Below are 21595 nucleotides of genomic sequence, written 5' to 3'. Positions count from 1 at the left end.
CCAGCAGCGGCGCGTGTCACACGGCCGGACGTTCGCGCAACTGTAGGGCCGACGATGCGCCGCCGCGAGCTCGACATCACCGCGCTGTACGCTGCCCACGGCCGCGAGCTGCTGCTCTTCCTGGTCCGCCGGACGGCCGACGCGGAGGTCGCGCTCGACGTGTGGGCGGAGACGTTCGCGCAGGCGGTCGCGGGGCGGCGGCGGTTCCGCGGCGGCCGGTCGGACGGCGAGGCTGCGGCCTGGCTGTACGGCATCGCCCGGCGCCAGCTCGCGGCGTACTACCGGCGCGGGCGGGCCGAGCAGCGGGCGCTGCAGCGGCTGGGGATCGAGCGGCCGCCGGCGTCGGAGCAGGTCGAGGCGGAGCTCGTGCGCGAGGCGGGCCTCGACGTGCTGCGGCGCGAGGTCGCTGCGGCGGTCGCGGCGCTCTCGCCGGACGTCCGCGTGGCGGTCGAGCTGCGCGTCGTCGAGGAGCTGCCGTACGCGGACGTGGCGCGGCGGCTGCGCATCACCGAGCAGGCGGCGCGGGCGCGGGTGTCGCGCGGGCTGCGCGCGCTCGGCGACGGACTGGACATCGACGCGATCACGGAGGCGGTGCGCGCATGAGCGACCTCGACCGGTACCTGGACGACTTCGGGCGGACGCTGGAGCGAGCGACGACGGCTCCGCCCGCGCGGCGCCGCACTCCCCGGCGCGTGGCGGCCGCGGGGCTCGCCACAGCGCTCGCGGGCGCGCTCGTGGCGGTGCTCGCGCTGCCCGGCGCGCCCGAGCGGCTCGACCCGGTGGCCGAGGCGCGGGCGGCGCTGGCCGCGCCCGCGGACACGATCCTCCACACGGTCGTCGTGCAGGAGCACCATCGCGGGCGCGGGAACGAGCGCACGCGTCCCGCGGGCGGCGGCGCTGCGAGCGCGCGCGTCGAGCTGTGGTCGACCGAGGCGCGGTGGCGCGCGGTCAGCACCAGCGACCGGTTCCCCACCGCCGAGATCGCCTACGCCGACGGCGTCCAGCGCTTCTACGTCCGCAGCACCAACCGCCTGAGCATCCTGCGCGACGCGGGCGTGGGCCGCAGGATGAACACCCCGGGCACGACGACGCTCGGCCGCGACCCGGTGATCACGCTGCGCGAGCTGCTCTCGCAGGGCAAGCTGCGCGATGCGGGGCTCGCCACGGTCGCGGGCCGGGAGGTCCGGCGTCTGGTCGGCGCGGAGCGCTACCGCCTTCAGGCCGGCACGGTCGTCGTCCAGGCCGAGTACCACGTCGACCCGCAGACCTCCGCGCCGATCACGGTGCGCATCGAGTCCAGGCCGGCCGGCTCGCGTCAGTGGACGACGTTCACGTCGCGGTTCGAGGTGTACGAGCGGCTGCCGGTGAACACCGCCACCGCGCGCCTGCTGCGCATCGACACCAAGCCGGATCCGCAGGTGCTCGTGCAGCGCGCCGGCGGCTGACCTCACATCGCCACGACCTTCGCCGTTGCACGGGCATGGAACTCGACATGCAGGACAAGGTCGTCGTCGTCACCGGCGCGTCGAAGGGCATCGGGCTGGCCACCGCGCGGGCGTTCGCCCGGGAGGGCGCGCGGGTGGTCGCGGGCGCGCGGCGCGGGACGCCGGAGCTCGAGTCGCTCGCGCGCACGTTCGACGTGCTGCCGGTGAGCGTCGACCTCGCGACCGAGGAGGGCCCGGCGACGCTGGTCGAGCGGGCGGTGCTCGCGCACGGGACGGTCGACGTGCTCGTCAACAACGTCGGCGCGGCGCGGCCGCAGCTCGGCGGCTTCCTCACGACGCCCGACGCGGACTGGGGCTGGACGTTCGACGTCAACGTCATGAGCGCGGTGCGGGCCTCGCGCGCGGCGCTCCCGTACATGGTCGAGCGGGCGGCGGGCGCGATCGTCAACGTCTCCTCGCTCAACGCCGCGCTCCCGGACGCATCGGTCGCCGCGTACAGTGCGGCCAAGGCCGCGCTCACGAACCTGTCGAAGGCGCTGGCGAAGGAGTTCGGGCCGCAGGGCGTGCGCGTCAACACGGTCTCCCCCGGTCCGGTCACCACCGACATGTGGACCGGCGACGGCGGCCTGGCGCAGCTCATCGCCGACGCCAACGGCAGCGACGTCGACGCGGTGATGGACGGTCTGCCCGCGCAGTTCGGCCTCACCACCGGCCGGTTCGGCCGGCCGGAGGAGGTCGCGACGCTGATCGTGCTCCTCGCCTCCGGCGCGGCGGCGAACATCGCCGGCGCGGACTACGTCATCGACGGCGGGCTGCAGCCGACGACGTGACGACGATCGGCAGCGTGTACGACGCGCCCCGACCGACCGGGGCGACGACGCGGTAGAGCACCGGGTCGGCGCCCGCGGGCGGGAGCGGCAGGGTCAGGACGATCTCGCCGCCCCGCCCGGCGCGGGCCTTCCCGTACGGCTCCGTCGCCCCGCACCCGAACCGGCGGTCGAGCGTCACGGCCGCGCCGCGGGCGACGCCGCGCACGCGCGCGACGACGCGGACGGTGCCCCCGCGGACCGTGCGGCGCACGATCGTCGCCCGCCGGTCGACCGCGATCGGCTGGCTGCACGCGCCGGCCAGCTCGGCCACGACCTTGCGGTACTTCGGCGTCCCACGTGCGGACGCTCCAGCGCAACCGTGGCGCAGTGGACGCGGGTAGGGTGCCGCGCATGACCGTCCCGTCGCTGACGCTCCACGCGCTCCCGCCTTCGCACCCCTGCATGACCGCCGAGGCGGCGCTCAAGCTGAAGGGGCTGGCGTACGAGCGGGTCGACCTGCCGATGGGCGAGCACCCGGCGAAGATGGCCGAGCTGTACGGCGAGGGACGGACGACCGTGCCGGGCCTGCTGGTCGGCGACGAGCCGGTGCACGGCTCACGCGCGATCCTCGCCAGGCTCGAGGAGCTGGCGCCCGAGCCCGCGCTCTTCCCCGCCGACCGCGCCGACGCCGTGCGCGCGGCCGAGCGGTGGGGCGACGAGGAGCTGCAGGACCTCGGGCGGCGGCTGCCGTGGGGCGCGCTGCACTTCCGGCCCGAGGCGATGGGGACGATGGGCGGCGCCGGCCCGCTCGATCCGGCGGGCACCGACTTCGCGATCCGCTTCGTGCGCGCCGCGTGGAAGTACCACGGCATCACCGCGCAGCGGCTGCACGACGACCTCCAGGGCCTGCCGGCGAAGCTCGACCACGTGGACGCGTACCTCGCCGACGGCGTGATGGGCGGCGAGCAGCCGAACGCGGCGGACCTGCAGATCGGCGCGACGCTGCGCGTGCTCCACGTCGTGGAGGATCTCGCGCCGCTGCTCGCCGGGCGGCCGTGCAGCGCGCTGGCGCTCCGGCTCTTCCCTGACGCGGTTGCGGGCCGCATCCCGGCGGGCGCGTTCCCCGCCGGGTGGGTGCCGCAGCCCGCGGCCTAGCCCGTGAAGGCCAGGCCCGCCTGGCGGATGTGGCGGCGCAGCTGCACCGGGTCGCGCCCGACCGCGGCGGTGGTCGCCGCGGTCCACGCGATGCGCCCGCCGCGCATCCCGTACACGAAGTAGCCGCCCGCGCGGTTGGAGCGGATGCGGATGTCCGGCCGGCCGAGCGCGCGCTTGGTCAGCCTGCGCGCCCGCTTGGCCCGGTCGCCCACGCCGAGCCCGAACGCGGGCAGCGACTTCGCGCGCGTGCCGACGAGCGCGACGCGCCCCGAGGCGTCGAGCGACGCGTAGACGGGCGCGTCGCCGCGGCCGCGCTCCTGCACGCACAGCTCCCATGCCCGCGCCCCGCGCCGCACCGGCTGCCCGGCGGAGCGCAGCAGCGCGTCCGCCGTCTTGCCGTAGGTGATCGCGCCCACGCCGCGGCGGTCGAGGTGCGTGCGCGCCGGCTGACACGTGCTGCGGGGGATGCCGTCGGCGCGCTCCCACGTCTGCAGGTACGCCTCGGCGCCGCGCGCCATGTCGGTGACGATCTCGTCGCCCGCGATCTTGCGCAGGTCCTCCAGCCAGTCGGCGTAGAGGCCGTAGTGCGCGACGCCGTCGACGTTGATGTCGTAGACGCGCGAGCCGCTGACCTGCTTGTCGACGGTGACGCCCGGGTCGAGCGGGCTCTTGAAGGGGTACGTGACCGGGTTCTTCTGCGCGTCCGGTCGCGGCGGGCCCTGCGCGCCGAAGCCGTTCGCGTCGGCGCCGAAGCCGAAGCCGAAGTAGTAGCCGGGCGCGCGGAGCTTCTTCGTCGCCTCCCACGCCTTCACGAACCCGCTCGAGTCGCCGGCGTACGGCGTGATGAAGCCGCCGAGCTTGTAGATCCGCGGGAACGCGTCCTCGGTCGACCAGCTGTGGCTGGAGATGATCCCCGGGTAGTTCGCCTGCTCGACCACGCTGAGCAGCTGGTTGCGCGCGAGCACGCTGAGGTGGTCGGGGTCGATGATCATCTTCTTCTCGATCATCCGCCGGACGAGGTGCTCTCCCAGCTCGGTCAGGCCCTTGGCGTTGCAGTGCGGGGCGGCCGGGTACAGCGGGAGCGTCCCGGGCGGCACGAAGGCCTGGATGCCGTTCGCGATCAGGCTGTCCGAGTTGTGCGCGTGCGGGATGCCGAGCTGCTGGCGGTCGTGCGCGTGGCCCTCGCAGGTGCGCATGTCGAGGAACTTGCCGGTGGCCAGCTTGTTGCCGACGTTCGTGATGACGCCGGTCGTCCCCTCGTCGCCCGCGACGCCGCCGAACGCGTTGTCGAACTTGTTGATCAGCTCCATCTGGCGGACGCCCATGTCGTAGACCTCCTGGAGGCGCTGGTCGATCTCCGCCTTGGTGCACGTCGGCTGGTCGTTGTAGACGCCGCAGTCGAAGAGCTTGGAGACCTCGATCCCCATCACGACCGCGAGCTTGCCGTCGTTGATGACGCGGCGCGCCTCGTACGGGTCCTTGACGATGCGGAACCAGCCCTTGCCGGGGCCGCCCTCCTGCGCGTCGATGTAGTCCTGCAGCTCGCGCATCGCCTTCGCCTCGAGCCTCACGGTCTCCATCTCGTTGCACGAGTTGCGCTTGAAGGGGTACAGCTCGCACAGCACGTGGTTGTCCACGAGCAGGTTCGTGTAGAGCCGCAGCCCGCTCCGCCACGCCCGCTCCAGCCACTTGTAGTACGAGGACTCGTGGGTGAGCGAGCTCCACGCCGGCCAGTCCTTGAAGGTCGGCCAGCCGACGGGATCGTGCTGGCGGACCGGCGTCGAGTTCTTGGAGATGACGTTCTCCAGCAGCGCCGCAGAGCCGTTGGCGGGGTAGTGGTCGGGGCAGTCGACGAGCGCCTGGGTGACGCCGTACGGGTGCCAGGGCCGGCCGCAGTGGGCCTGGCCGCCGAGGAACTCGAACGCCATCAGGTGCATGTGCGCGTCCACCGTGCCGCGGACCTCGCCGAAGGGGCTCTCGCCGCGCATCGGGTCGCCGGAGACGTTGACCTGGACCTCGGGGAACTCCGCGCAGTTGCGGTTGGGGACGAGCTGGAACCGCGTCGCGGTGGCCTGCGCCTCGAGGACGCCGCCCGCACCGACCGCGAGCTTGCGGTCGGTCTGGCTCGCGAGCGCGAAGGTGTACCCGCCCCCGTCCTCGGTGACCTGCCAGTCCGCGTTCTCGCTCGGCGTGCGGGCCTGCGTGATCGTCGCGCCGGCGGTGGAGGCCGTCGCGAGGTGGTCGCCCTCGCGCCCGTACAGCAGGTACCGCCCGAGCGTCGCGGCCTGGAACCGGAACGGCTGCGCCTGCGCGAGCTCACCCGCCTTCGCCGCGTACCCGCTCCCGTCACGCCCTACGAACTTGTCGCCCGCCTTCAGCGCGTAGCACCCCTTCGTGAGCGCCCACACCGCCTCGCTCCCCTGCGCGCTCGCGCTCCCGGGCGCCGCTCCACCCACCACCACCAGCAGCGCCACCGCCGCGACCCCTCGCAACACCTGCCTCATGCACGGGAACTAGATCACCGCCGCGCGCGTGATGCGCCGGTTCCCGGTCAAGCGTTCGGGTTCGGGTGGCCCGGGGCCGCCCGCCCGCTAGTCGAGGACGGCGATGTGGGGGAGGTTGCGGTGACGCTCGGCGTGGTCGAGGCCGTAGCCGACCACGAAGCGGTCGGGGATCTCGAAGCCGACGTAGGAGGCCTCGAGCGGGACCTCGCGGCGGTCCGGCTTGGTCAAGAGCGCGCAGACCTCGAGCGACGCCGGGCCGCGGGTCTCGAGCATCTCGAGGAGCTTCGCGAGCGTGCGGCCGGAGTCGACGATGTCCTCGACCACGAGGACGTCGCGGCCCTCGATCGGGCGGTCGAGGTCCTTGAGCACGCGCACGACGCCGCTCGACTCGGTGGCGTCGCCGTAGGACGACACCGCCATGAAGTCGACCTCGCAGTCGACCGTCAGCTCGCGCATCAGGTCGGCGAGGAAGAACACCGCGCCCTTCAGGACGCAGATGAGCACGAGCGAGCGCCCCGCGTAGTCGGCGGAGATCTGCGCCGCGAGCTGCTCGACGCGCTCGCGCAGCTCCTCGGCGCCGATCAGGACGTCGGTCTCGGTCACGGGCGGCGGCGTCACGAATCCTCCCGGCGGTAGGGCACGCCGTCCGCGGCGGGCGGCGTCGAGCGGCCGACGAGGCCGGCGACCGCGATCAGCGTCAGCACGTACGGCAGCGCCTGGAAGAGCGTCGCCGCCTGCGGCGAGAACTCGGGCAGCCGCTGCGCGAGCGCGCTGGAGAAGCCGAACAGCAGCGTCGCGCCGACCAGCCCGAACGGGTGCCAGCGGCCGAAGATCATCGCGGCCAGCGCGATGAAGCCGCGGCCCGCGGTCATGTTCTGCGTGAACGAGTGGACGAAGCCGATCGAGAGGAACGCGCCACCGAGCGCGGCCAGCGCGCCAGACGCCAGCACCGCGCCGTAGCGCATCTTCTCGACGCCGATGCCCACCGTCTCGGCCGCGCGCGGGTTCTCGCCCACCGACCGCAGGCGCAGGCCGCGCGGCGTCCGGAAGACGTACACCCAGATCGCGAAGGCCGCGAGGAACGCGCCCCACACGAGCAGGTTCTGGTTGCCGATCGCCTTGCCGATGAACCCAAGCGACTCGGTCGGCAGGTCGATCTCCGGCACCTGCGGCAGGTCGTCCGGCGTCCCCTCCGTCCCGAACGTGTCGACGTAGAGGTAGCCCGTCAGGCCCAGCGCCACGAAGTTCAGCGCCACGCCCGACACGATCTGGTCGGCCCGAACGGTGATCGAGAAGAGGGCGTGCACGGCGGCCAGCGCCACGCCCGCGAGGACGCCGACGAGGATGCCGATCAGCCACGACTCGCTCTCCGCCGCGCCCCACGCCGCGAAGAACGCGCCCATGAGCATCATGCCCTCGAGGCCGACGTTCACGACGCCCGCGCGCTCGGAGACCAGGCCGCCGAGGCCCGCGAAGAGCAGCGGCGTGGCGTAGCGCAGCGTCGCTGCGAGCAGCGCGCTCCACGACACGACGGTCTCGAGCTTGCCGACGCCCGACTGCGTCGCCCCGTAGGCGAGCACCAGGCACAGCAGCGCGAGCACGACACCGACCCAGCCGATCTTCCTCTCGCCGCCGCGCAGCGCGACGACGGCCAGCCCGACCGCGATCAGCGTCAGGACCACCGACGGCACGAGCGTCCGCACCGTCAGCGGCGGGATCGTGATGAAGAACGCCAGCGCGGCGACGACGAGCCCGAGGATGCCGAGCTTCTTCTCCTGCGTCATCGGCGTGCGCGCGCCGCGGTGCGGCAGCTTCGGCGCGCGGAGCTTGCCGACGAGGTTCTCGGTCGTGGTGCTCACGCGGGCACCGCCTCAGGCTCGGCGCCGGCCGGTCCGGAGCCGTTGCGGCCGCGTTTGATCCTCCGCCACAGCTGCATCAGCAGCACGTCGGTGGTGATCAGGAGCACGACGATGCCCTGGATGACGTAGGTCAGGTTCTGCGCCATCTCCGGCTCGAACACGGTCGGGTCGAGGTTGCGCACCGACGTGCCTGTCAGGAGCGCGCCGAACAGCAGCGCGGACAGCACGGTGCCGACGGCGGTGTTGCGCCCGAGCAGCGCGACCGCGATGCCGATGAAGCCCAGCTGCGAGATCTGGATGTCGTTCGTCGCCAGCCGGAACTGCCAGCCGAGGATGTCGAGCGACCCGGCGAGCCCGGCGAACGCACCGCAGATCGCCATGACGAGCACGTACGTGCGCCCGACGCGGATGCCGCCGTAGCGCGCCGCCTCCGGGTTGAGGCCGACGGCGCGCGCCTCGAAGCCCTTGGTCGAGCGGTTGAGCAGGATCCAGAAGAGCAGCGCCGCGGTGATCGCGACGAAGATGCCGATGTGCAGGCCCTGCAGCTCCTTGTCGCCCCAGAAGACGTGCAGCCGCGCGTTCTGGACGACGTCGTTGGACACCGGGATGTCCGGCTGCGTGTCGTTCTGCAGCGGCCCGCCGAGGCTGAACAGGTAGACCGCGATCCAGATCGCGATCCAGTTCAGCATGATCGTCGTGATCACCTCGTTGGCGCCCGTGGACGCGCGCAGGAAGCCCGAGATGCCGCCCCAGATCGCGCCGCCGATCGAGGCCGCGAGGATCGCCAGGATGATGTGCAGCCAGCCGGGCATCCCCGCGAACGAGGAGCCGACCCACACGGCGAGCACGGTGCCGACGGTGTACTGGCCCTGGCCGCCGATGTTGAACAGGCCGGCGCGGAACGCGTAGGCGACCGCGAAGCCGAGCAGGATCAGCGGCGTGGTGGTGATCAGCGTCTGCTGGAGGTTCGCCGCCGCCAGCTCGCGGTCGGCCTCCGGCGTCCACGGCAGCAGCCACTTCAGGCCGGTGCCGTCCCAGATCGCCTTGTAGGTCGAGAACGGGTCGTGGCCGGTCGCGAGCACGACCAGGCCGCCCGCGATGAACGCCAGCAGCACGGTGACGAGCGGCAGGATCGGCCCGCCGTCGCGCATCGCCTCGGCGAGGCGGCCGGAGACGGTCGAACCGGCGCCTTCCGGCTGGGCGGCCGGAGGCGGGGGCGGGGTCACGGAGGCGCTCATGAGGCAGGAGCGGGCGCGGAGCCGCCGGTCATGAGGAGCCCGAGCTCCTCGTCCGAGGCGTCGGGCGTGGTCTCCCCGACGATCCGTCCGTTGTAGATCACGAGGATGCGGTCCGCCAGCGAGCGGACCTCGTCGAGCTCCAGCGACAGCAGCAGGATCGCGCGCCCGGCGTCGCGCTCGGCGAGCAGCCGGCGGTGCACGAACTCGATCGCGCCGACGTCGAGGCCGCGCGTGGGCTGCGCGGCGATGAGCACCTGCGGGTCGCCCGCGATCTCGCGCGCGACGACGACCTTCTGCTGGTTGCCGCCCGACAGCGAGCTGCACGGCGTCGCGGGCGAGCCGCCGCGCACGTCGAACTCGCCGATCAGCGTCTTGGCCTTGTCGAGCATGCGGCGCGGGTTGATGAGCCCGAAGCGCGAGCCGCGGTTGTAGTCGCGCAGCGCGAGGTTCTCGGCGATGGAGAACGGGAGCACGAGCCCGCGCGCGTGGCGGTCCTCGGCGATGTGCCCGAGCCCCGCGTCGCGCGCCTCGCGCGGATCGCAGCCGGTGATGTCGACGCCGCCGACGCGCACGTGGCCGGACGCGACCGGGCGCAGGCCGGCGATGCCGTCGACCAGCTCCCGCTGGCCGTTGCCGTCGATGCCGGCCAGCGCGACGATCTCGCCGGCGCGCACGGTGAGCGAGATCCCGTCGACGGCCGGCAGGTCGCGGTCGTCGACTACGCGCAGGTCCTCGATCTCGAGGAGCGCGTCGCCGGGCTTGGAGGGCTCCTTCTCGACACGCAGGACGACGTCGCGGCCGACCATGGCGCGGGCGAGCGTCGCCTCGGACGCGCCCTCGGTGGCGAACGTCTCGATGCTCTTGCCGCGCCGCAGGACGGTGACGCGGTCGGCGATGTCGAGGACCTCGCGGAGCTTGTGCGAGATGAAGACGATGGACGTGCCGTTGTCGCGCAGGCGCCGCAGGACGGCCGCGAGCTCGGCGGTCTCCTGCGCGGTCAGCACCGCGGTCGGCTCGTCGAGGACGATGATGTCGGCGCCGCGGTCGAGCGCGCGGAGGATCTCGACGCGCTGCTGCTGACCGACGGTGACGTCGCCGACCTTCGCGTCGGGGTCGACGGCGAGGCCGTACTGCTCGGACAGCTCGCGCGTGCGCCGGCGCGCGGCCGCGAGGTCGAGCATGCCGCCCTTGCGCGGCTCGTCGCCGAGCACGAGGTTCTCGGCCACGGTCATGACCGGGATCAGCATGAAGTGCTGGAACACCATGCCGATGCCCTGCGCCATGGCCTCGCGCGGGGAGCCGATCGTGACCGGCGTGCCGCCGACGCGGATCTCGCCCTCGTCGGGCGCGACCATGCCGTAGACGACGTTCATCAACGTCGACTTGCCGGCGCCGTTCTCCCCCAGCAGGGCGTGGATCTCGCCACGCCGCAGCTGGAAGTCGACGGCGTCGTTCGCGGTGACGGCCCCGAACCGCTTGGTGATGCCGCGGAGCTCGAGGGCGAGCTCCGCGGCACCTGCGGTCTTCGGCGTCTCGGACGCCACGTCCCTGACTACTTGACGGTGTCCGGGACGTCGATCTCGCCGGCGGCGAGCTGCTGCTGGACCTCGTCCAGCTGGGCCTGGTACTTCTCGCCGTCGGCGGACAGCTTGCCGAGGCCGACGCCGTCGGACTTGATGTCGAAGATCTCGTCCTTGCCGCCGGCGAACGTGCCGTCCTGGACCTTCTTGATCTCGGACACGACGGCCGTGTCGATGCGCTTCATCGCCGAGGTGATGATGTGCGAGCCGAGGTAGCCCTGGTCGGCGTCGACGCCGATGCCGAGCTTGGACTCCTGCTTGGCCGCGTCGAGGGCGCCGAGGCCGCACTGGCCGGCGACCTGGAACACGATGCCCGAGCCCTGCTCGATCTGGTTCAGCGCGATCTCCTTGCACTTCGCCTGGTCGACGAAGTCCTGGGAGTAGCCGTTGAGCGTCTTGATCGACGAGTTCGCGGCCTTCGCGCCGGCCTGGTAGCCCGCGATGTACGCGTCCACCGGCGGGATCTTCTGGCCGCCGACCGAGGAGATCGTGTCGACGTCGTTGTCCTTCGCCCACAGGCCGCCGAGGTAGCCCGCGAGGTAGCCGGCCTCGGCCTCCTTGAAGAGCAGGCCGGAGACGTTCGTCGGCTTGGACTTCATGCCCTCCGCGGACGAGTCGATGATCGCGAACTTCGCGTCCGGGAACTTCTTGGCGACGGTCTCGGTCGCCTCGGCCATGAGGAAGCCGACGGCGATGATCAGGTCGTACTTCTGCTGGACGAGCGTCGTCAGGTTCGGGACGTAGTCCGCGTTGGACTTCGACGTGATGACACGCGTCTCGATGCCCAGCTCGGACTTGGCCTGCTCGAGGCCCGTGTTCGCGAGCTGGTTGAAGGAGCGGTCGTTGAGGCCGCCGATGTCGGTGACCAGGCCGACCTTGATGGCCGGCTTGTCGGAAGCGGTGGTGGAAGCCGACTCCGAGCCGGAGCCGCTCTCCTCGTCGTCACCGCACGCGGAAGCGAACGCGACGAGCAACCCGGTCATCGCGACCGCGGCGAACCTACGTACAGACAAACTGGCTCCTTCAGAAGTGTGGGCAGGCAGGGTGGTGCGAATGACCTGACCCAGGTCTGGGTACGGAGACTAGCTCGGGTTCCGGCGGTCCTGCACGATCTTCATCGTCTCCGCCGGAGCGAAGGCCGCATTCAGCGCGGTTTCGGTGATCTCCTCGAGTTCCTCCGTGCCGAATCCCAGGTGCTGAGCCACCCCGTACTCTCGCCCGATCGACGCGTCGAAGTACGGAGGATCATCGCTGCCCAACGTGATCTTCACGCCCCGTTCATGCAGGAACCTGAGCGGATGGGCGTCGTAGGAGGGGAAGACGCCGAGCACGACGTTCGACGTCGGGCACACCTCCAGCACGATCTCGCGCTCGACGAGCTCATCCACCAGCGCCGGGTCCTCCACCGCGCGCACGCCGTGCGAGATGCGCGTGACGCCGGGGAGCGCGAGGCCGCCGCGGATCGACTCGGGCCCGGCCCACTCGCCCGCGTGGACGCTGCACCCCAGCCCGGCCTCGGCGGCCATCGCGAACGCCCGCGCGTACGGCGGGGGCGGGTAGCCCGCCTCGTCGCCCGCCATGTTGAAGCCGACGACGTACGGGTGCGGGTGGTCGATCGTGCGCTGGACGACCTTCTCCGCCGCCTCGACGCCGAAGTTGCGGACGGCCGACGAGAGGATGCGCCCGACGATGCCGAACTCCGCCTCCGCGTCGTCGATGCCCTGCGCGATGCCCGCCCAGTGCTCGTCGTCGGGCAGCCCGACGGCGGCGCCGTGGTCGAGCGACGCGATCAGCTCGACGTACACGGCGCCCTCGGCCGCGCAGTCGCGCAGGTACTCGTACGTGATGTCGCGGTAGTCCTCGGCGGTGCGGATGACGCTCGCCGCGAGGTCGTACGAGTTGAGGAAGTCGAGGAAGTCCTTCCAGGCGAACGTGTCCTCGTCCTTGAAGAGCCCGTCGGGGAGCCTCAGCCCGTTGCGCGCGGCGATGCGCTTGACCAGCTCGGGCTTGGCCGTGCCCTCCAGGTGGACGTGCAGCTCCGCCTTGGCGACGTCGGGGACCGGGAAGTCGCTCACCGCAGCACCTCCGCCACGACCGGGGGATCCGCCGGCGCGCTGTCCCCGACGGTGATCGCCGCGCGGACCGCGGCCGCGGCCGCGTCGGCGGTGGCCTCGTCGCGCGCGTGGACGACGGCCAGCGGCGCGTCGTCGCCCGGGCCGACGCGCGTGCCCGGGGCGGCGACCGCGTCGAGCCCGACCGCGTGGTCGATCGCCTGCCCGTCGGCCGTCCGCCCGCCGCCCAGGACGACAACGGCGAGGCCGAGGTCGCGCGTGGCGTGGGCGGTCACGACACCGGCGCGCTCGGCGTGCACCGCGCGCACGACGGGCGCGCGCTCCAGGTGGTCGGCGTAGCACTCCATGAAGTCCGCCGGACCGCCCAGCTCGGCGACCATCCGGCCGAACGCCTCGGCGGCGGCGCCGCTGCGCAGCGCCTCCTCCGGGTCGGCGTCGAGCGACCCGAGCGGCAGCAGCTCGCGCGCCAGCTCGACCGTCACCGCGATCAGCCGCGGGTCGGCGCCGGCCGGGTCGAGCAGCGCCTCGACCGACTCGCGGACCTCCAGCGCGTTGCCCGCCGTGCGGCCCAGCACCCGGTCCATGTCGGTGAGCAGCGCGACCGTCGGCAGCCCCGCGGCGCCAGCGACGTCCACGAGCGCGCGCGCGAGCCCGCGCGCGCGATCGAGCTCCGGCATGAACGCGCCCGAGCCGTGCTTGACGTCCATCACCAGGCCCTGCAGCCCGGCGGCGAGCTTCTTGGAGAGGATCGAGGAGACGATCAGCGGGAGCGCCTCGACGGAGCCGGTCGCGTCGCGGATGCCGTAGAGCTTGCGGTCGGCCGGCGCGAGGTCGTGCGTCTGCCCGGCGATCGCGCAGTGCACGCGCTCCACCGTCCGGCGCAGCTTGGCCGCGTCGGGCGTCGCGTCGTAGCCGGGGATCGCCTCGAGCTTGTCGAGCGTGCCGCCGGTGTGGCCGAGCCCGCGCCCGGAGAGCATCGGGACGGCCGCGCCGCACGCCGCGAGCATGGGCGCGAGGAGCAGCGAGACCTTGTCGCCGACGCCGCCGGTCGAGTGCTTGTCGAGCACGGGCCGGTCGAGCCCCGACCAGTCGAGCACGGTGCCGGAGTCGCGCATCGCGGCGGTGAAGAGCGGCAGCTCCTGCGCGTCGAGGCCGCGGAAGAACACGGCCATCGCGAACGCCGCGACCTGCGCGTCGGTGAGCCCGCCGTCGGCGATGCCGTTCGCGATCGCGCGCAGCTCGTCGGCGTCGAGCGTGCCGCCGTCGCGCTTGCGACGGATCAGCTCCTTGACGGGCGCGGTCACGCCTCGCGCTCCAGCAGCGCGTCGAGCAGCGAGCTCGCGCCGATCCGGTACGTCGTGGGCGTCACCGCGGCGCCGAGCACCCGCTCGGCCTGCGCGACGTACGCGTCGGCCTGCTCGGCCGTCCGCACGCCGCCGCTCACCTTCACGCCGCCGCTGCCGAAGTCGCGCACGGCCTCCAGCAGAACCTGCGCCGCCTCGGGCGAGACGCCCGCGCCGACCTTGCCGGTCGACGTCTTGAGGAAGTGCGCGCCGGACTCGAGCGCCGCGTCGGCCATCGCCCGCGTCGCCCCCGCGTCGGGGTGCGAGCCGGTCTCCAGGATCACCTTCAGCGTCCGGTCGCCGCACGCCTCCTTGGTCGCCGCGACGAGCGCCGCGACCGCGTCCGCGTCGCCGTCCAGGTGTGCCTGCCACGGCGCGACCACGTCGACCTCGTCGGCGCCCGCCGCCACCGCCGCCGCGGCCTCGCGCGCGGCCGTGTCCGGGTCGTTCGCGCCGCCGGGGAAGTTCGCGACCGTCGCGACCAGCACGCCGGTGCCCGCCAGCGCCTCCACCGCGACCTCGACGAGATCCGGGTTGATGCACAGCGCGGCGACGTGCCGCGTCCCGCCGGGCACCACGGCCTTGACGGCGAGCGAGCGCACCACGTCGGGCCCGTCGCCGTCGTTGAGGCTCGTGAGGTCGAGCAGGGTGATCGGGTCGGTCATGCGGAGAACCCCCGGACGAAGTGGCGGAGCACCTGCTCCAGGTCGACGGCGGCCTGCTCGGCGCTGGCCAGCGTCTGCTCGTGGCTGAGCGGGACGTCGCCCATGCCCTCGGCGAGGTTGGTGATGGCGGAGACGGCGGCGACGCGCAGGCCGACGTGGCGGGCGGCGATCACCTCCGGCACGGTCGACATGCCGACCGCGTCCGCGCCGAGGACCTTGAAGGCGCGGATCTCGGCCGGCGTCTCGAACGACGGCCCGGCGACCGCGAGGTAGACGCCCTCGGCCAGCTCGACGCGCGCCTCGCGCGCGGCGTCGTGCAGCGCGCCGATCAGGTCGCGGTCGTAGGCGTCGCCGAGCCCGACGAACCGCGGCCCCAGCGCGTCGTCGTTGGGGCCGATGAGCGGGTTCTGCCCCATCAGGTTGATGTGGTCGGTGATGGCCATCAGGCGGCCCGGCACGACTTCGGCGTTGAGCGAGCCGGCGGCGTTGGTGAGCACGAGCGTCTCGACCCCGAGCGCGCGGATCGTGCGGATCGGGTTGGCGAGCTGCGGCGCCGGGATCCCCTCGTACAGGTGCGCGCGGCCCTGGAACATCGCGACCTGCGCGCCCTCGAACCGGCCGATCACCAGCCGGCCCGCGTGCCCGTGGACGGAGCCGACGGGGAAGCCCGGCAGGTCGGCGTACGGGACGGCGACGGCGTCCTCGACCGCGTCGGCGACGGGGCCCAGGCCCGAGCCCAGGACGAGCGCGAGCTTCGGGACCGGCGCGCCTGAGAGCGCGCGGCGGAGGGTGTCGACGGCGGCGGCCGTGGCGTCGGCGCTCACGCGCGCGCCTCCCCGAGGTCGTCCGCGCCGAAGCTGAACGGCAGCAGGTCGCCGACCGTCGTCGTGCGGCGCACGCCCTCGGGCCCGCACAGGTGCACGGGCGTGTCGGGCGCCGCCAGCTCGGCGATGCGCTGGCGGCAGCCGCCGCACGGCGTGATCAGATCGGTGTCGGCCATCACGGCCACCTCCAGGATCGTGTGGCCGCCGCCCGCGACGAGCGCGCCGAGGGCCGACGCCTCCGCGCAGTTCCCGACCGGGTAGGCGGCGTTCTCGACGTTGGCGCCGATGTGGATGTTCCCGTGCTCGTCGCGGAACGCGGCGCCGACGGGGAAGTTCGAGTACGGGGCGTACGCGCGCTCGTACGCGCGGCGCGCGCCGGCGACGAGCGCGTCGGTGCGGCCGTCCTCCAGCAGCAGCGCCGCGTAGCCCAGCGACAGCACGCGGTCGTCGGACATCCCGAGGACGCGGCGCAGCTCGCTGACCTTCAGGTGCTCGGCGGCGAGGTCGGACTCCGGCGGCGCGACCGCCTCCAGCTCGACGAACGTCCCGAGCGTGTCGACGTCGTCGAGGTGGATGCGCACGCCGTCGTGCAGCAGCAGCCGGCGGCGCTTGTCGACGACGACGCTGACGCCGTGCGTGGCCTCCAGCGCGGCGCGCAGCGCGGCCGGGTCGGGGACGTCGACGAGGTGGTAGCTGGAGAGGCGCGCGGCGGCCTCGTCGGCGCGCACGTACGCGATCAGCCAGGCCTGCGGCGACTGGCCCTCCCGAACTTCCTCGCGCAGCTTGAGCTTGCCGTCGCGGGTCGCGAAGTACGTGTCGCGCTGGCGCAGCAGCCCGTGGTCCTCGGCGCCGTGGTCGAGCGCCGCGCGGAGCGTGGCGTCGGGGTCGGGGTCGAGCGCCTTGAGCTCGACGTTGCGGCGTGGCTCCATGAACGCACGACGGTATCGCCGCTCCCGGCGCGGCGGGATGTGAAGGGCTGGATAACCTGCGCGCGTCATGGACCGCGTGCACGTCGTCGACCACCCCCTCCTCGCCCAGGCGATGACCACCCTCAGGGCGGAAGGGACGTCGCGCGCGGAGTTCCGCGCCGCGATGGCGTCGGCGGCCGAGACGCTCGCCTACGAGGCGCTGCGCGACGTGCCCACCAAGCCGGTCCCGGTCGCCACCCCGCTGGAGGAGACCGAGGGCTGCGTGCTCGCCCGCCCGGTGATGGTCGTCGCGGTGCTGCGCGCCGGGCTCGGGATGGTCGACGGCTTCCTGCGCCTCGTGCCGGACGCGTCGGTCGCGCATCTGGGCATGCGCCGCAACGAGCAGACGCTCCAGCCCGAGGACTACTACGAGTCGCTCCCGCTCGGCGTCGCCGACTCCACGGTCTTCGTCGTCGACCCGATGCTCGCCACGGGCGGGAGCGCGAGCGCCGCGCTGACCCGCATGCGCGAGCAGGGCGCGGAGGACCTGCGCCTGGTGACGCTCGTCTCGGCGCCCGAGGGCATCGCGCGCGTGCGCGAGGACCATCCCGACATCCCGATCACCACCGCCACGCTCGACCGCGGCCTCGACGAGCGCGGCTACATCCGCCCCGGCCTCGGCGACGCGGGCGACCGCCTCTTCGGCACCGAGTAGGCGTCTCCTCAGCGAAAACGTTCGTCGTTCACACCTTTTCCACCGGTCGGCAACCGGTCGGAAACAGGTCAACGGCGTTCCTTTCTTCAGAGTCGGGCGACGCGCGGCCACGAACGGCCGCGCGTCCTCACCCCCCGAGTCACTAGGAGCTCCGTGCTCGCAAGTCCCAAGCGCGTGCGCCGCTGGCGCGCGTCGCTGGCCGCTGCGGCGGCCGTAGTCGCGCTGCCCGCTGCGGCAGCGCAGGCGGCTCAGCCGCTCGCCCTGATCGATGACAAGGAGCCGCTCGGCCCCGGCATCGAGCTGACCCACCAGAAGTACCTGACGACGAACGGGCTGACGTCCGGCGGCGTCGCGACCACCGCGTTCCTCGATCGCCAGGTGCTCACCGCGGACCTGTCCAACCCCGCGGTCACGACCGACCTCCTGCACGCCGACCACGTCGCGCAGGGCTCGGCGCTCAGCGTCCAGGCCAACAAGGCCGGCGCGGTCGCCGGCGTCAACGGCGACTTCTTCGACATCGGCAACTCGGGCGCGGCGCTCGGGTTCGAGATCGCCGGCGGGAACCTGCGCAAGAGCGGCACCCGCAACGGCGGCCAGTCGATCGGCGTCACCCAGGGCGGCATCGGCAAGCTCGTCAACCTCGCGCTGTCCGCGAAGGTGACGTTCGGCCTCGCCGAGCGCACGATCGCCGGCTACAACCAGGTCGGCATCCCGTCCGGCGGCATCGGCGCCTACACCTCCGAGTGGGGCTCCTACGACCGGATCACGAACGCCGGCGGCGCCGGCAACGCGGCCAACACCGCGGAGATCTGGATCAAGGACGGCAAGGTCGTCCAGGAGGCGCGCACGCCGACCGGCGGCGTCCTGCCGGAGGGCGTCACCGCGCTCGTCGGCCGCGAGGCCGGCGCCGAGGACCTGCGCAAGCTCCGCGTGGGCGACACCGCGACGCTGTCCTACGACGTCAACCCGGCGATGGAGGACAAGTTCAAGTTCGCGCTGGGCACCGACGCCCAGCTCGTGCGCGACGGCGCGGCGGTCCCGCCGAGCGAGTCGGGCGGCGGCGCGTCGGGCAACTCCATCGCCCCGCGCACCGCGATCGGGTTCAAGGACGGCGGCCGGACGATGATCCTGCTGACCGTCGACGGCCCGGGCGGCACCGGCAAGGGCGGCGTGACGCTGCCGAAGATGGCCGAGATGATGGACGAGCTCGGCGCCGACACGGCCGTCAACCTCGACGGTGGCGGCTCCACCACGATGGTCGGCCGCGCGCTCGGCAACCCGCTCGCGACCGTCCGCAACACCCCGTCCGACGGCAACGAGCGCTCGGACCCGAACGGCGTCGGCGTCTTCGTCAAGGCCGGCAACGGCAAGGTCGAGGACCTCGTCGTCACCCCGGGCGAGGGCGACGCGAAGGTCTTCCCCGGCCTGCATCGCACGCTGAAGGTGGCCGCGGTCGACAGCAACCAGGTCCCGGTCGCGCTGAACAAGAGCGACGTCAACTGGACCGCGACCGAGGGCTCCGTCACGAACGGCGTCTTCGCGGCGCCGGCCGCCGGCGGCAAGGACGTCCGCGTCCGCGCCACCAGCGACACCGCGCGCACCGACACCGAGGTCCGCGTGCTCGGCAGGCTCGACGAGCTCGAGCTGTCGACCGCCCGCCTCTCGATCGCCGAGCCGACCAGCGCTCCGACGATCGTGAACGTCACCGGCCGCGACGCGCAGGGCTTCACCGCCCCGGTCGAGGCCGCCGACCTGGACCTCGAGTACGACCCCAAGGTCGTCAAGATCCAGCCGGCCGGCGACGCGCTCCGCATCACCCCGGTCGCCGTCGGCGGCACGCTGGTGACGATCAAGGCCGCAGGCAAGTCCGTCCAGCTCCCGACGACCGTCGGCGTCAACACGCAGGCGATCTACGAGTTCGACAACGAGGACGAGGTCTCGCGCTGGCAGACCAACGGCACGGCCGGCACGCAGAAGACGCTGTCGCTCGCGCCCGAGGGCCTGCGCCTCGACTACAAGAAGGCCCGCAACATGGGCGTCAGCCGCCCGGCGGCGTCGCGCATCCCGGTCCCGGGCCAGCCGCTCCGCATCCGCTGGCGCGTGTGGTCGGAGGACCAGACCGAGTTCTCGACCATGTACTGGGTCGACGCGACCGGCACGAGCAAGAACCAGCTCCTGCCCGGCCCGAAGCCCGGCTGGAACGAGATCACGTGGACGCTCCCGGCGGACACGAAGTTCCCGGTCTCGATCAGCCAGTTCCAGGTGATCGAGACGAACACGAGCCGCCAGCAGGACGGCGCGATCGTGCTCGACCGCATCGAGGTCGACCAGGCCCCGGACGTCGAGCTGCCGGCCGAGGCGCCGCTGAAGGCCGACCCGATCATCTCGCCTGACGGCAAGACGAACGGCCAGGACGACTGGTCGTACGCGACGCTGTCGGACATCCAGTTCACCGCCGCGGACCCGACGCTCGCGAAGGTCGGCATCTCGGCGCTGAAGCGCATCCGCCAGCAGAAGCCGGACCTCGTCGTGCTCAACGGCGACATCACCGACCTCGGCTCGCCCGCCGACCTGAAGCTCGCGCGCGAGACCCTCGAGGCCGGCGGCTGCGACCTGATCCCCGCGGGGCAGGAGCTGCCGGAGGACCACACGCCGTCGCCCACCGGCGGGAAGGTGCCCTGCTACTACGTGCCGGGCAACCACGAGGCCTACACGGCCGCCGGTCAGGGCACGCTGGACAGCTGGAAGGCCGAGTTCGGCCAGGCGTACCGCACGTTCGACCACAAGGGCACGCGGTTCATCCTGCTCAACTCCGCGCTGGGCTCCCTGCGCGGCTCGGACTTCGCGCAGCTGACGATGTTCCAGCAGGCCCTGGAGGAGGCCAAGACCGACGCGGACGTCAAGAACGTCCTGGTCTTCGCTCACCACCCGGTCGACGACCCCGCCGCGACGAAGGCGTCGCAGCTGACCGACCGCACCGAGGTCGAGCTCATCAAGAAGCTCCTCTCGGACTTCCGTGAGGAGAGCGGCAAGCCCGTCACGATGACCGGCTCGCACGCGCAGATCCTCGACGTCCACCGCGAGGAGGGCGTCCCGTACACGGTGCTCCCCTCGTCGGGCAAGTCGCCGTACGGCACGCCGGACCGCGGCGGCATCACCGGCTGGGTGAAGTGGAGCGTCGACAAGGACGCCTCCGCCTCCCAGCAGTGGCTGACCGCCGACGCCCGCGCGTTCGCCTCGACGGTCGACCTGAACGCCCCGGCGAAGATCGAGGTCGGCACGTCCGGCACGCTCACCGGCTCGTTCGTCCAGCCGTCGGGCGTCAACCAGAACGGCACGCGCGTCGTGCCGCTCGCGTACCCCGTGTCGCTCCGCTGGGGCGGCTCGGACTCGCTCGCCATCGGCTCCGGCCAGGCGGCGGTCGACGCGGCCCGCAAGGCCGGCAAGGTCGCGATCCTCGACCCGGTCACGCGTGAGGTCACCGGCCTGCGCAACGGCACGGTCAAGGTGAACGTCACGCTCGACTCGATGCGCGAGTACACCGACGAGGCGTCGCTCGCCCCGATCACGACCGAGCGCACGATCCAGGTCGACGCGTACACGGGCCCGGGTCCGCGGTTCTCCGCGCCGGTGCCGGTGTTCACGCCGCAGCCGACGGGCACGATCAGCCCGGTCCAGGCGGTCACGGTGTCCAACGACGGCGACCAGCCGCTGGAGATCTCCGGCGTCAAGGTCGTCCCGGGCGACGCCGGCTCGGAGGGCGAGTTCCTCGTCGTCCAGGACGACTGCTCGTCCGCGCCGATCCCGGCGGGCGGCTCGTGCCGCGTGCTGGTCCGCTTCGCCCCGTCGCGTGCCGCCGGCGCGACGTCGGTGGCGACGCTGCAGTTCGCCACGAACACCGCCGACCGGGTCCACCGCGTCCCGCTGAGCGGCGTCAGCACGGACACGCCGCGCGGCGAGGAGGGCCCCGAGGGCCCGACCGGCCCGCAGGGCCCGGCCGGCGAGAAGGGCGACAAGGGCGACACCGGCGCTCCCGGCCCGCAGGGGCCGCAGGGCGATGCCGGCCCGGTCGGCCCGGCCGGCCCGCAGGGACCGCAGGGCGAGACCGGCGTGCAGGGCCCGAAGGGCGACAAGGGTGACAAGGGCGACAAGGGCGACCCGGCCACCATCACCTGCACCGTCAAGAACGGCCAGGTCACCTGCGACATCGGCGTCGTCGTCTCGGCGGACAGCAAGGCCGCGGGCGCGAAGGCGTCCAAGTCCAGCGTGCGGACGCTCTCCTCGCGCTCGGCCACGCTGACCCGCCTCGGCCGCACGTACGCCAAGGGCACGGCGTCGAAGCTCCGCGCGACCCGCAAGGTCACGCGCGGCAGCTACCGGCTCCGCGTCGACGTGGGCAGCAAGAAGACGGCCGTCTACACGGTCCGGATCAAGTAGCACCAGCGGTTCACAGCCGGGCAACCTCCGGCGTGCACCGG

At 73.0% G+C, this 21595-nt stretch carries 18 protein-coding genes; 6 read left to right on the top strand and 12 right to left on the bottom strand.

The window, feature by feature from the left end:
* Positions 1-54 precede the first annotated feature (54 nt).
* Genes AC1UE5_RS10185 through AC1UE5_RS10175 form a run of 3 tightly spaced genes read left to right on the top strand, consistent with a single transcriptional unit; the run spans position 55 to position 2275 of the window.
* Positions 55-603 carry an RNA polymerase sigma factor gene (locus AC1UE5_RS10185; RefSeq protein WP_482922786.1) on the top strand — a complete coding sequence of 183 codons (549 nt, stop codon included), beginning with the start codon at positions 55-57 and terminating at the stop codon, positions 601-603.
* A complete protein-coding gene (locus AC1UE5_RS10180) occupies positions 600-1445 on the top strand; it encodes a hypothetical protein (RefSeq protein ID WP_482922784.1) in 846 nt (281 codons plus the stop codon). Before AC1UE5_RS10185 ends, AC1UE5_RS10180 begins: the two co-directional genes overlap by 4 nt.
* A gap of 35 nt (positions 1446-1480) precedes the next feature.
* Positions 1481-2275, top strand: a complete 795-nt coding sequence (locus AC1UE5_RS10175) for an oxidoreductase (protein WP_482922782.1) — start codon at positions 1481-1483, stop codon at positions 2273-2275.
* On the opposite strand, the gene AC1UE5_RS10170 is transcribed toward AC1UE5_RS10175, so the two are convergent.
* The gene (locus AC1UE5_RS10170) at positions 2244-2585 is read right to left on the bottom strand and encodes a hypothetical protein (protein WP_482922780.1); all 342 of its coding nucleotides are present in this window, start codon (positions 2583-2585) and stop codon (positions 2244-2246) included. The genes AC1UE5_RS10175 and AC1UE5_RS10170 overlap by 32 nt on opposite strands.
* An 80-nt stretch (positions 2586-2665) precedes the next feature.
* On the opposite strand from AC1UE5_RS10170, the gene AC1UE5_RS10165 reads away from it, so the two are divergent.
* Positions 2666-3409 carry a glutathione S-transferase gene (locus AC1UE5_RS10165; RefSeq protein WP_482922778.1) on the top strand — a complete coding sequence of 248 codons (744 nt, stop codon included), beginning with the start codon at positions 2666-2668 and terminating at the stop codon, positions 3407-3409.
* Here AC1UE5_RS10165 and AC1UE5_RS10160 read toward each other — a convergent pair.
* From AC1UE5_RS10160 to cdd, 11 genes are all read right to left on the bottom strand, one after another.
* Positions 3406-5913 carry a hypothetical protein gene (locus tag AC1UE5_RS10160; RefSeq protein WP_482922776.1) on the bottom strand — a complete coding sequence of 836 codons (2508 nt, stop codon included), beginning with the start codon at positions 5911-5913 and terminating at the stop codon, positions 3406-3408. The two genes, AC1UE5_RS10165 and AC1UE5_RS10160, sit on opposite strands and share 4 nt — an antisense overlap.
* Before the next feature lie 87 nt (positions 5914-6000).
* Entirely contained in the window at positions 6001-6516 is a 516-nt protein-coding gene (hpt, locus tag AC1UE5_RS10155) for a hypoxanthine phosphoribosyltransferase (RefSeq protein WP_482922774.1), read from the bottom strand.
* A gap of 11 nt (positions 6517-6527) precedes the next feature.
* The gene (locus tag AC1UE5_RS10150) at positions 6528-7772 is read right to left on the bottom strand and encodes an ABC transporter permease (protein ID WP_482922772.1); all 1245 of its coding nucleotides are present in this window, start codon (positions 7770-7772) and stop codon (positions 6528-6530) included.
* On the bottom strand, positions 7769-9010 hold the full coding sequence (locus tag AC1UE5_RS10145) for an ABC transporter permease (RefSeq protein ID WP_482922770.1): 1242 nt from the start codon (positions 9008-9010) through the stop codon (positions 7769-7771). The genes AC1UE5_RS10150 and AC1UE5_RS10145 overlap by 4 nt, the downstream gene beginning before the upstream one ends.
* Positions 9007-10554, bottom strand: coding sequence for an ABC transporter ATP-binding protein (locus AC1UE5_RS10140; protein ID WP_482922768.1), 1548 nt, complete (start codon positions 10552-10554; stop codon positions 9007-9009). The genes AC1UE5_RS10145 and AC1UE5_RS10140 overlap by 4 nt, the downstream gene beginning before the upstream one ends.
* A gap of 8 nt (positions 10555-10562) precedes the next feature.
* Complete coding sequence (locus AC1UE5_RS10135) at positions 10563-11573, bottom strand: BMP family lipoprotein (RefSeq protein ID WP_482922766.1); 1011 nt, start codon at positions 11571-11573, stop codon at positions 10563-10565.
* Between the two features lie 99 nt (positions 11574-11672).
* On the bottom strand, positions 11673-12665 hold the full coding sequence (gene add / locus AC1UE5_RS10130) for an adenosine deaminase (RefSeq protein ID WP_482922764.1): 993 nt from the start codon (positions 12663-12665) through the stop codon (positions 11673-11675).
* Positions 12662-13966 carry a thymidine phosphorylase gene (locus AC1UE5_RS10125; protein ID WP_482922762.1) on the bottom strand — a complete coding sequence of 435 codons (1305 nt, stop codon included), beginning with the start codon at positions 13964-13966 and terminating at the stop codon, positions 12662-12664. Before AC1UE5_RS10125 ends, add begins: the two co-directional genes overlap by 4 nt.
* Positions 13963-14670 carry a deoxyribose-phosphate aldolase gene (gene deoC / locus AC1UE5_RS10120; RefSeq protein ID WP_482922760.1) on the bottom strand — a complete coding sequence of 236 codons (708 nt, stop codon included), beginning with the start codon at positions 14668-14670 and terminating at the stop codon, positions 13963-13965. The genes AC1UE5_RS10125 and deoC overlap by 4 nt, the downstream gene beginning before the upstream one ends.
* Complete coding sequence (locus tag AC1UE5_RS10115; RefSeq protein ID WP_482922758.1) at positions 14667-15494, bottom strand: purine-nucleoside phosphorylase; 828 nt, start codon at positions 15492-15494, stop codon at positions 14667-14669. Before AC1UE5_RS10115 ends, deoC begins: the two co-directional genes overlap by 4 nt.
* On the bottom strand, positions 15491-16423 hold the full coding sequence (gene cdd / locus AC1UE5_RS10110) for a cytidine deaminase (RefSeq protein ID WP_482922756.1): 933 nt from the start codon (positions 16421-16423) through the stop codon (positions 15491-15493). The genes AC1UE5_RS10115 and cdd overlap by 4 nt, the downstream gene beginning before the upstream one ends.
* A gap of 67 nt (positions 16424-16490) precedes the next feature.
* Between cdd and upp the strand changes: the two genes are divergently transcribed.
* A complete protein-coding gene (gene upp / locus AC1UE5_RS10105; protein ID WP_482922754.1) occupies positions 16491-17117 on the top strand; it encodes a uracil phosphoribosyltransferase in 627 nt (208 codons plus the stop codon).
* Positions 17118-17270: 153 nt separating this feature from the next.
* Positions 17271-21554, top strand: coding sequence for a phosphodiester glycosidase family protein (locus AC1UE5_RS10100; protein ID WP_482922752.1), 4284 nt, complete (start codon positions 17271-17273; stop codon positions 21552-21554).
* Positions 21555-21595: the final 41 nt, after the last annotated feature.

The sequence above is a fragment of the Parviterribacter multiflagellatus genome, assembly GCF_056863265.1.
Note: the sequence above shows the minus strand (reverse complement) of the source record. Positions and strands in the feature narration are given on the sequence as shown.

Excerpts from the sequence above, each read along its gene's own strand:
- AC1UE5_RS10160 (WP_482922776.1), bottom strand. The coding sequence starts at position 5,913 with ATGAGGCAGGTGTTGCGAGGGGTCGCGGCGGTGGCGCTGCTGGTGGTG.
- deoC (WP_482922760.1), bottom strand. The coding sequence starts at position 14,670 with ATGACCGACCCGATCACCCTGCTCGACCTCACGAGCCTCAACGACGGC.
- AC1UE5_RS10185 (WP_482922786.1), top strand. The coding sequence starts at position 55 with ATGCGCCGCCGCGAGCTCGACATCACCGCGCTGTACGCTGCCCACGGC.
- AC1UE5_RS10145 (WP_482922770.1), bottom strand. The coding sequence starts at position 9,010 with ATGAGCGCCTCCGTGACCCCGCCCCCGCCTCCGGCCGCCCAGCCGGAA.
- AC1UE5_RS10180 (WP_482922784.1), top strand. The coding sequence starts at position 600 with ATGAGCGACCTCGACCGGTACCTGGACGACTTCGGGCGGACGCTGGAG.
- upp (WP_482922754.1), top strand. The coding sequence starts at position 16,491 with ATGGACCGCGTGCACGTCGTCGACCACCCCCTCCTCGCCCAGGCGATG.
- cdd (WP_482922756.1), bottom strand. The coding sequence starts at position 16,423 with ATGGAGCCACGCCGCAACGTCGAGCTCAAGGCGCTCGACCCCGACCCC.
- AC1UE5_RS10175 (WP_482922782.1), top strand. The coding sequence starts at position 1,481 with ATGGAACTCGACATGCAGGACAAGGTCGTCGTCGTCACCGGCGCGTCG.
- AC1UE5_RS10135 (WP_482922766.1), bottom strand. The coding sequence starts at position 11,573 with ATGACCGGGTTGCTCGTCGCGTTCGCTTCCGCGTGCGGTGACGACGAG.
- AC1UE5_RS10165 (WP_482922778.1), top strand. The coding sequence starts at position 2,666 with ATGACCGTCCCGTCGCTGACGCTCCACGCGCTCCCGCCTTCGCACCCC.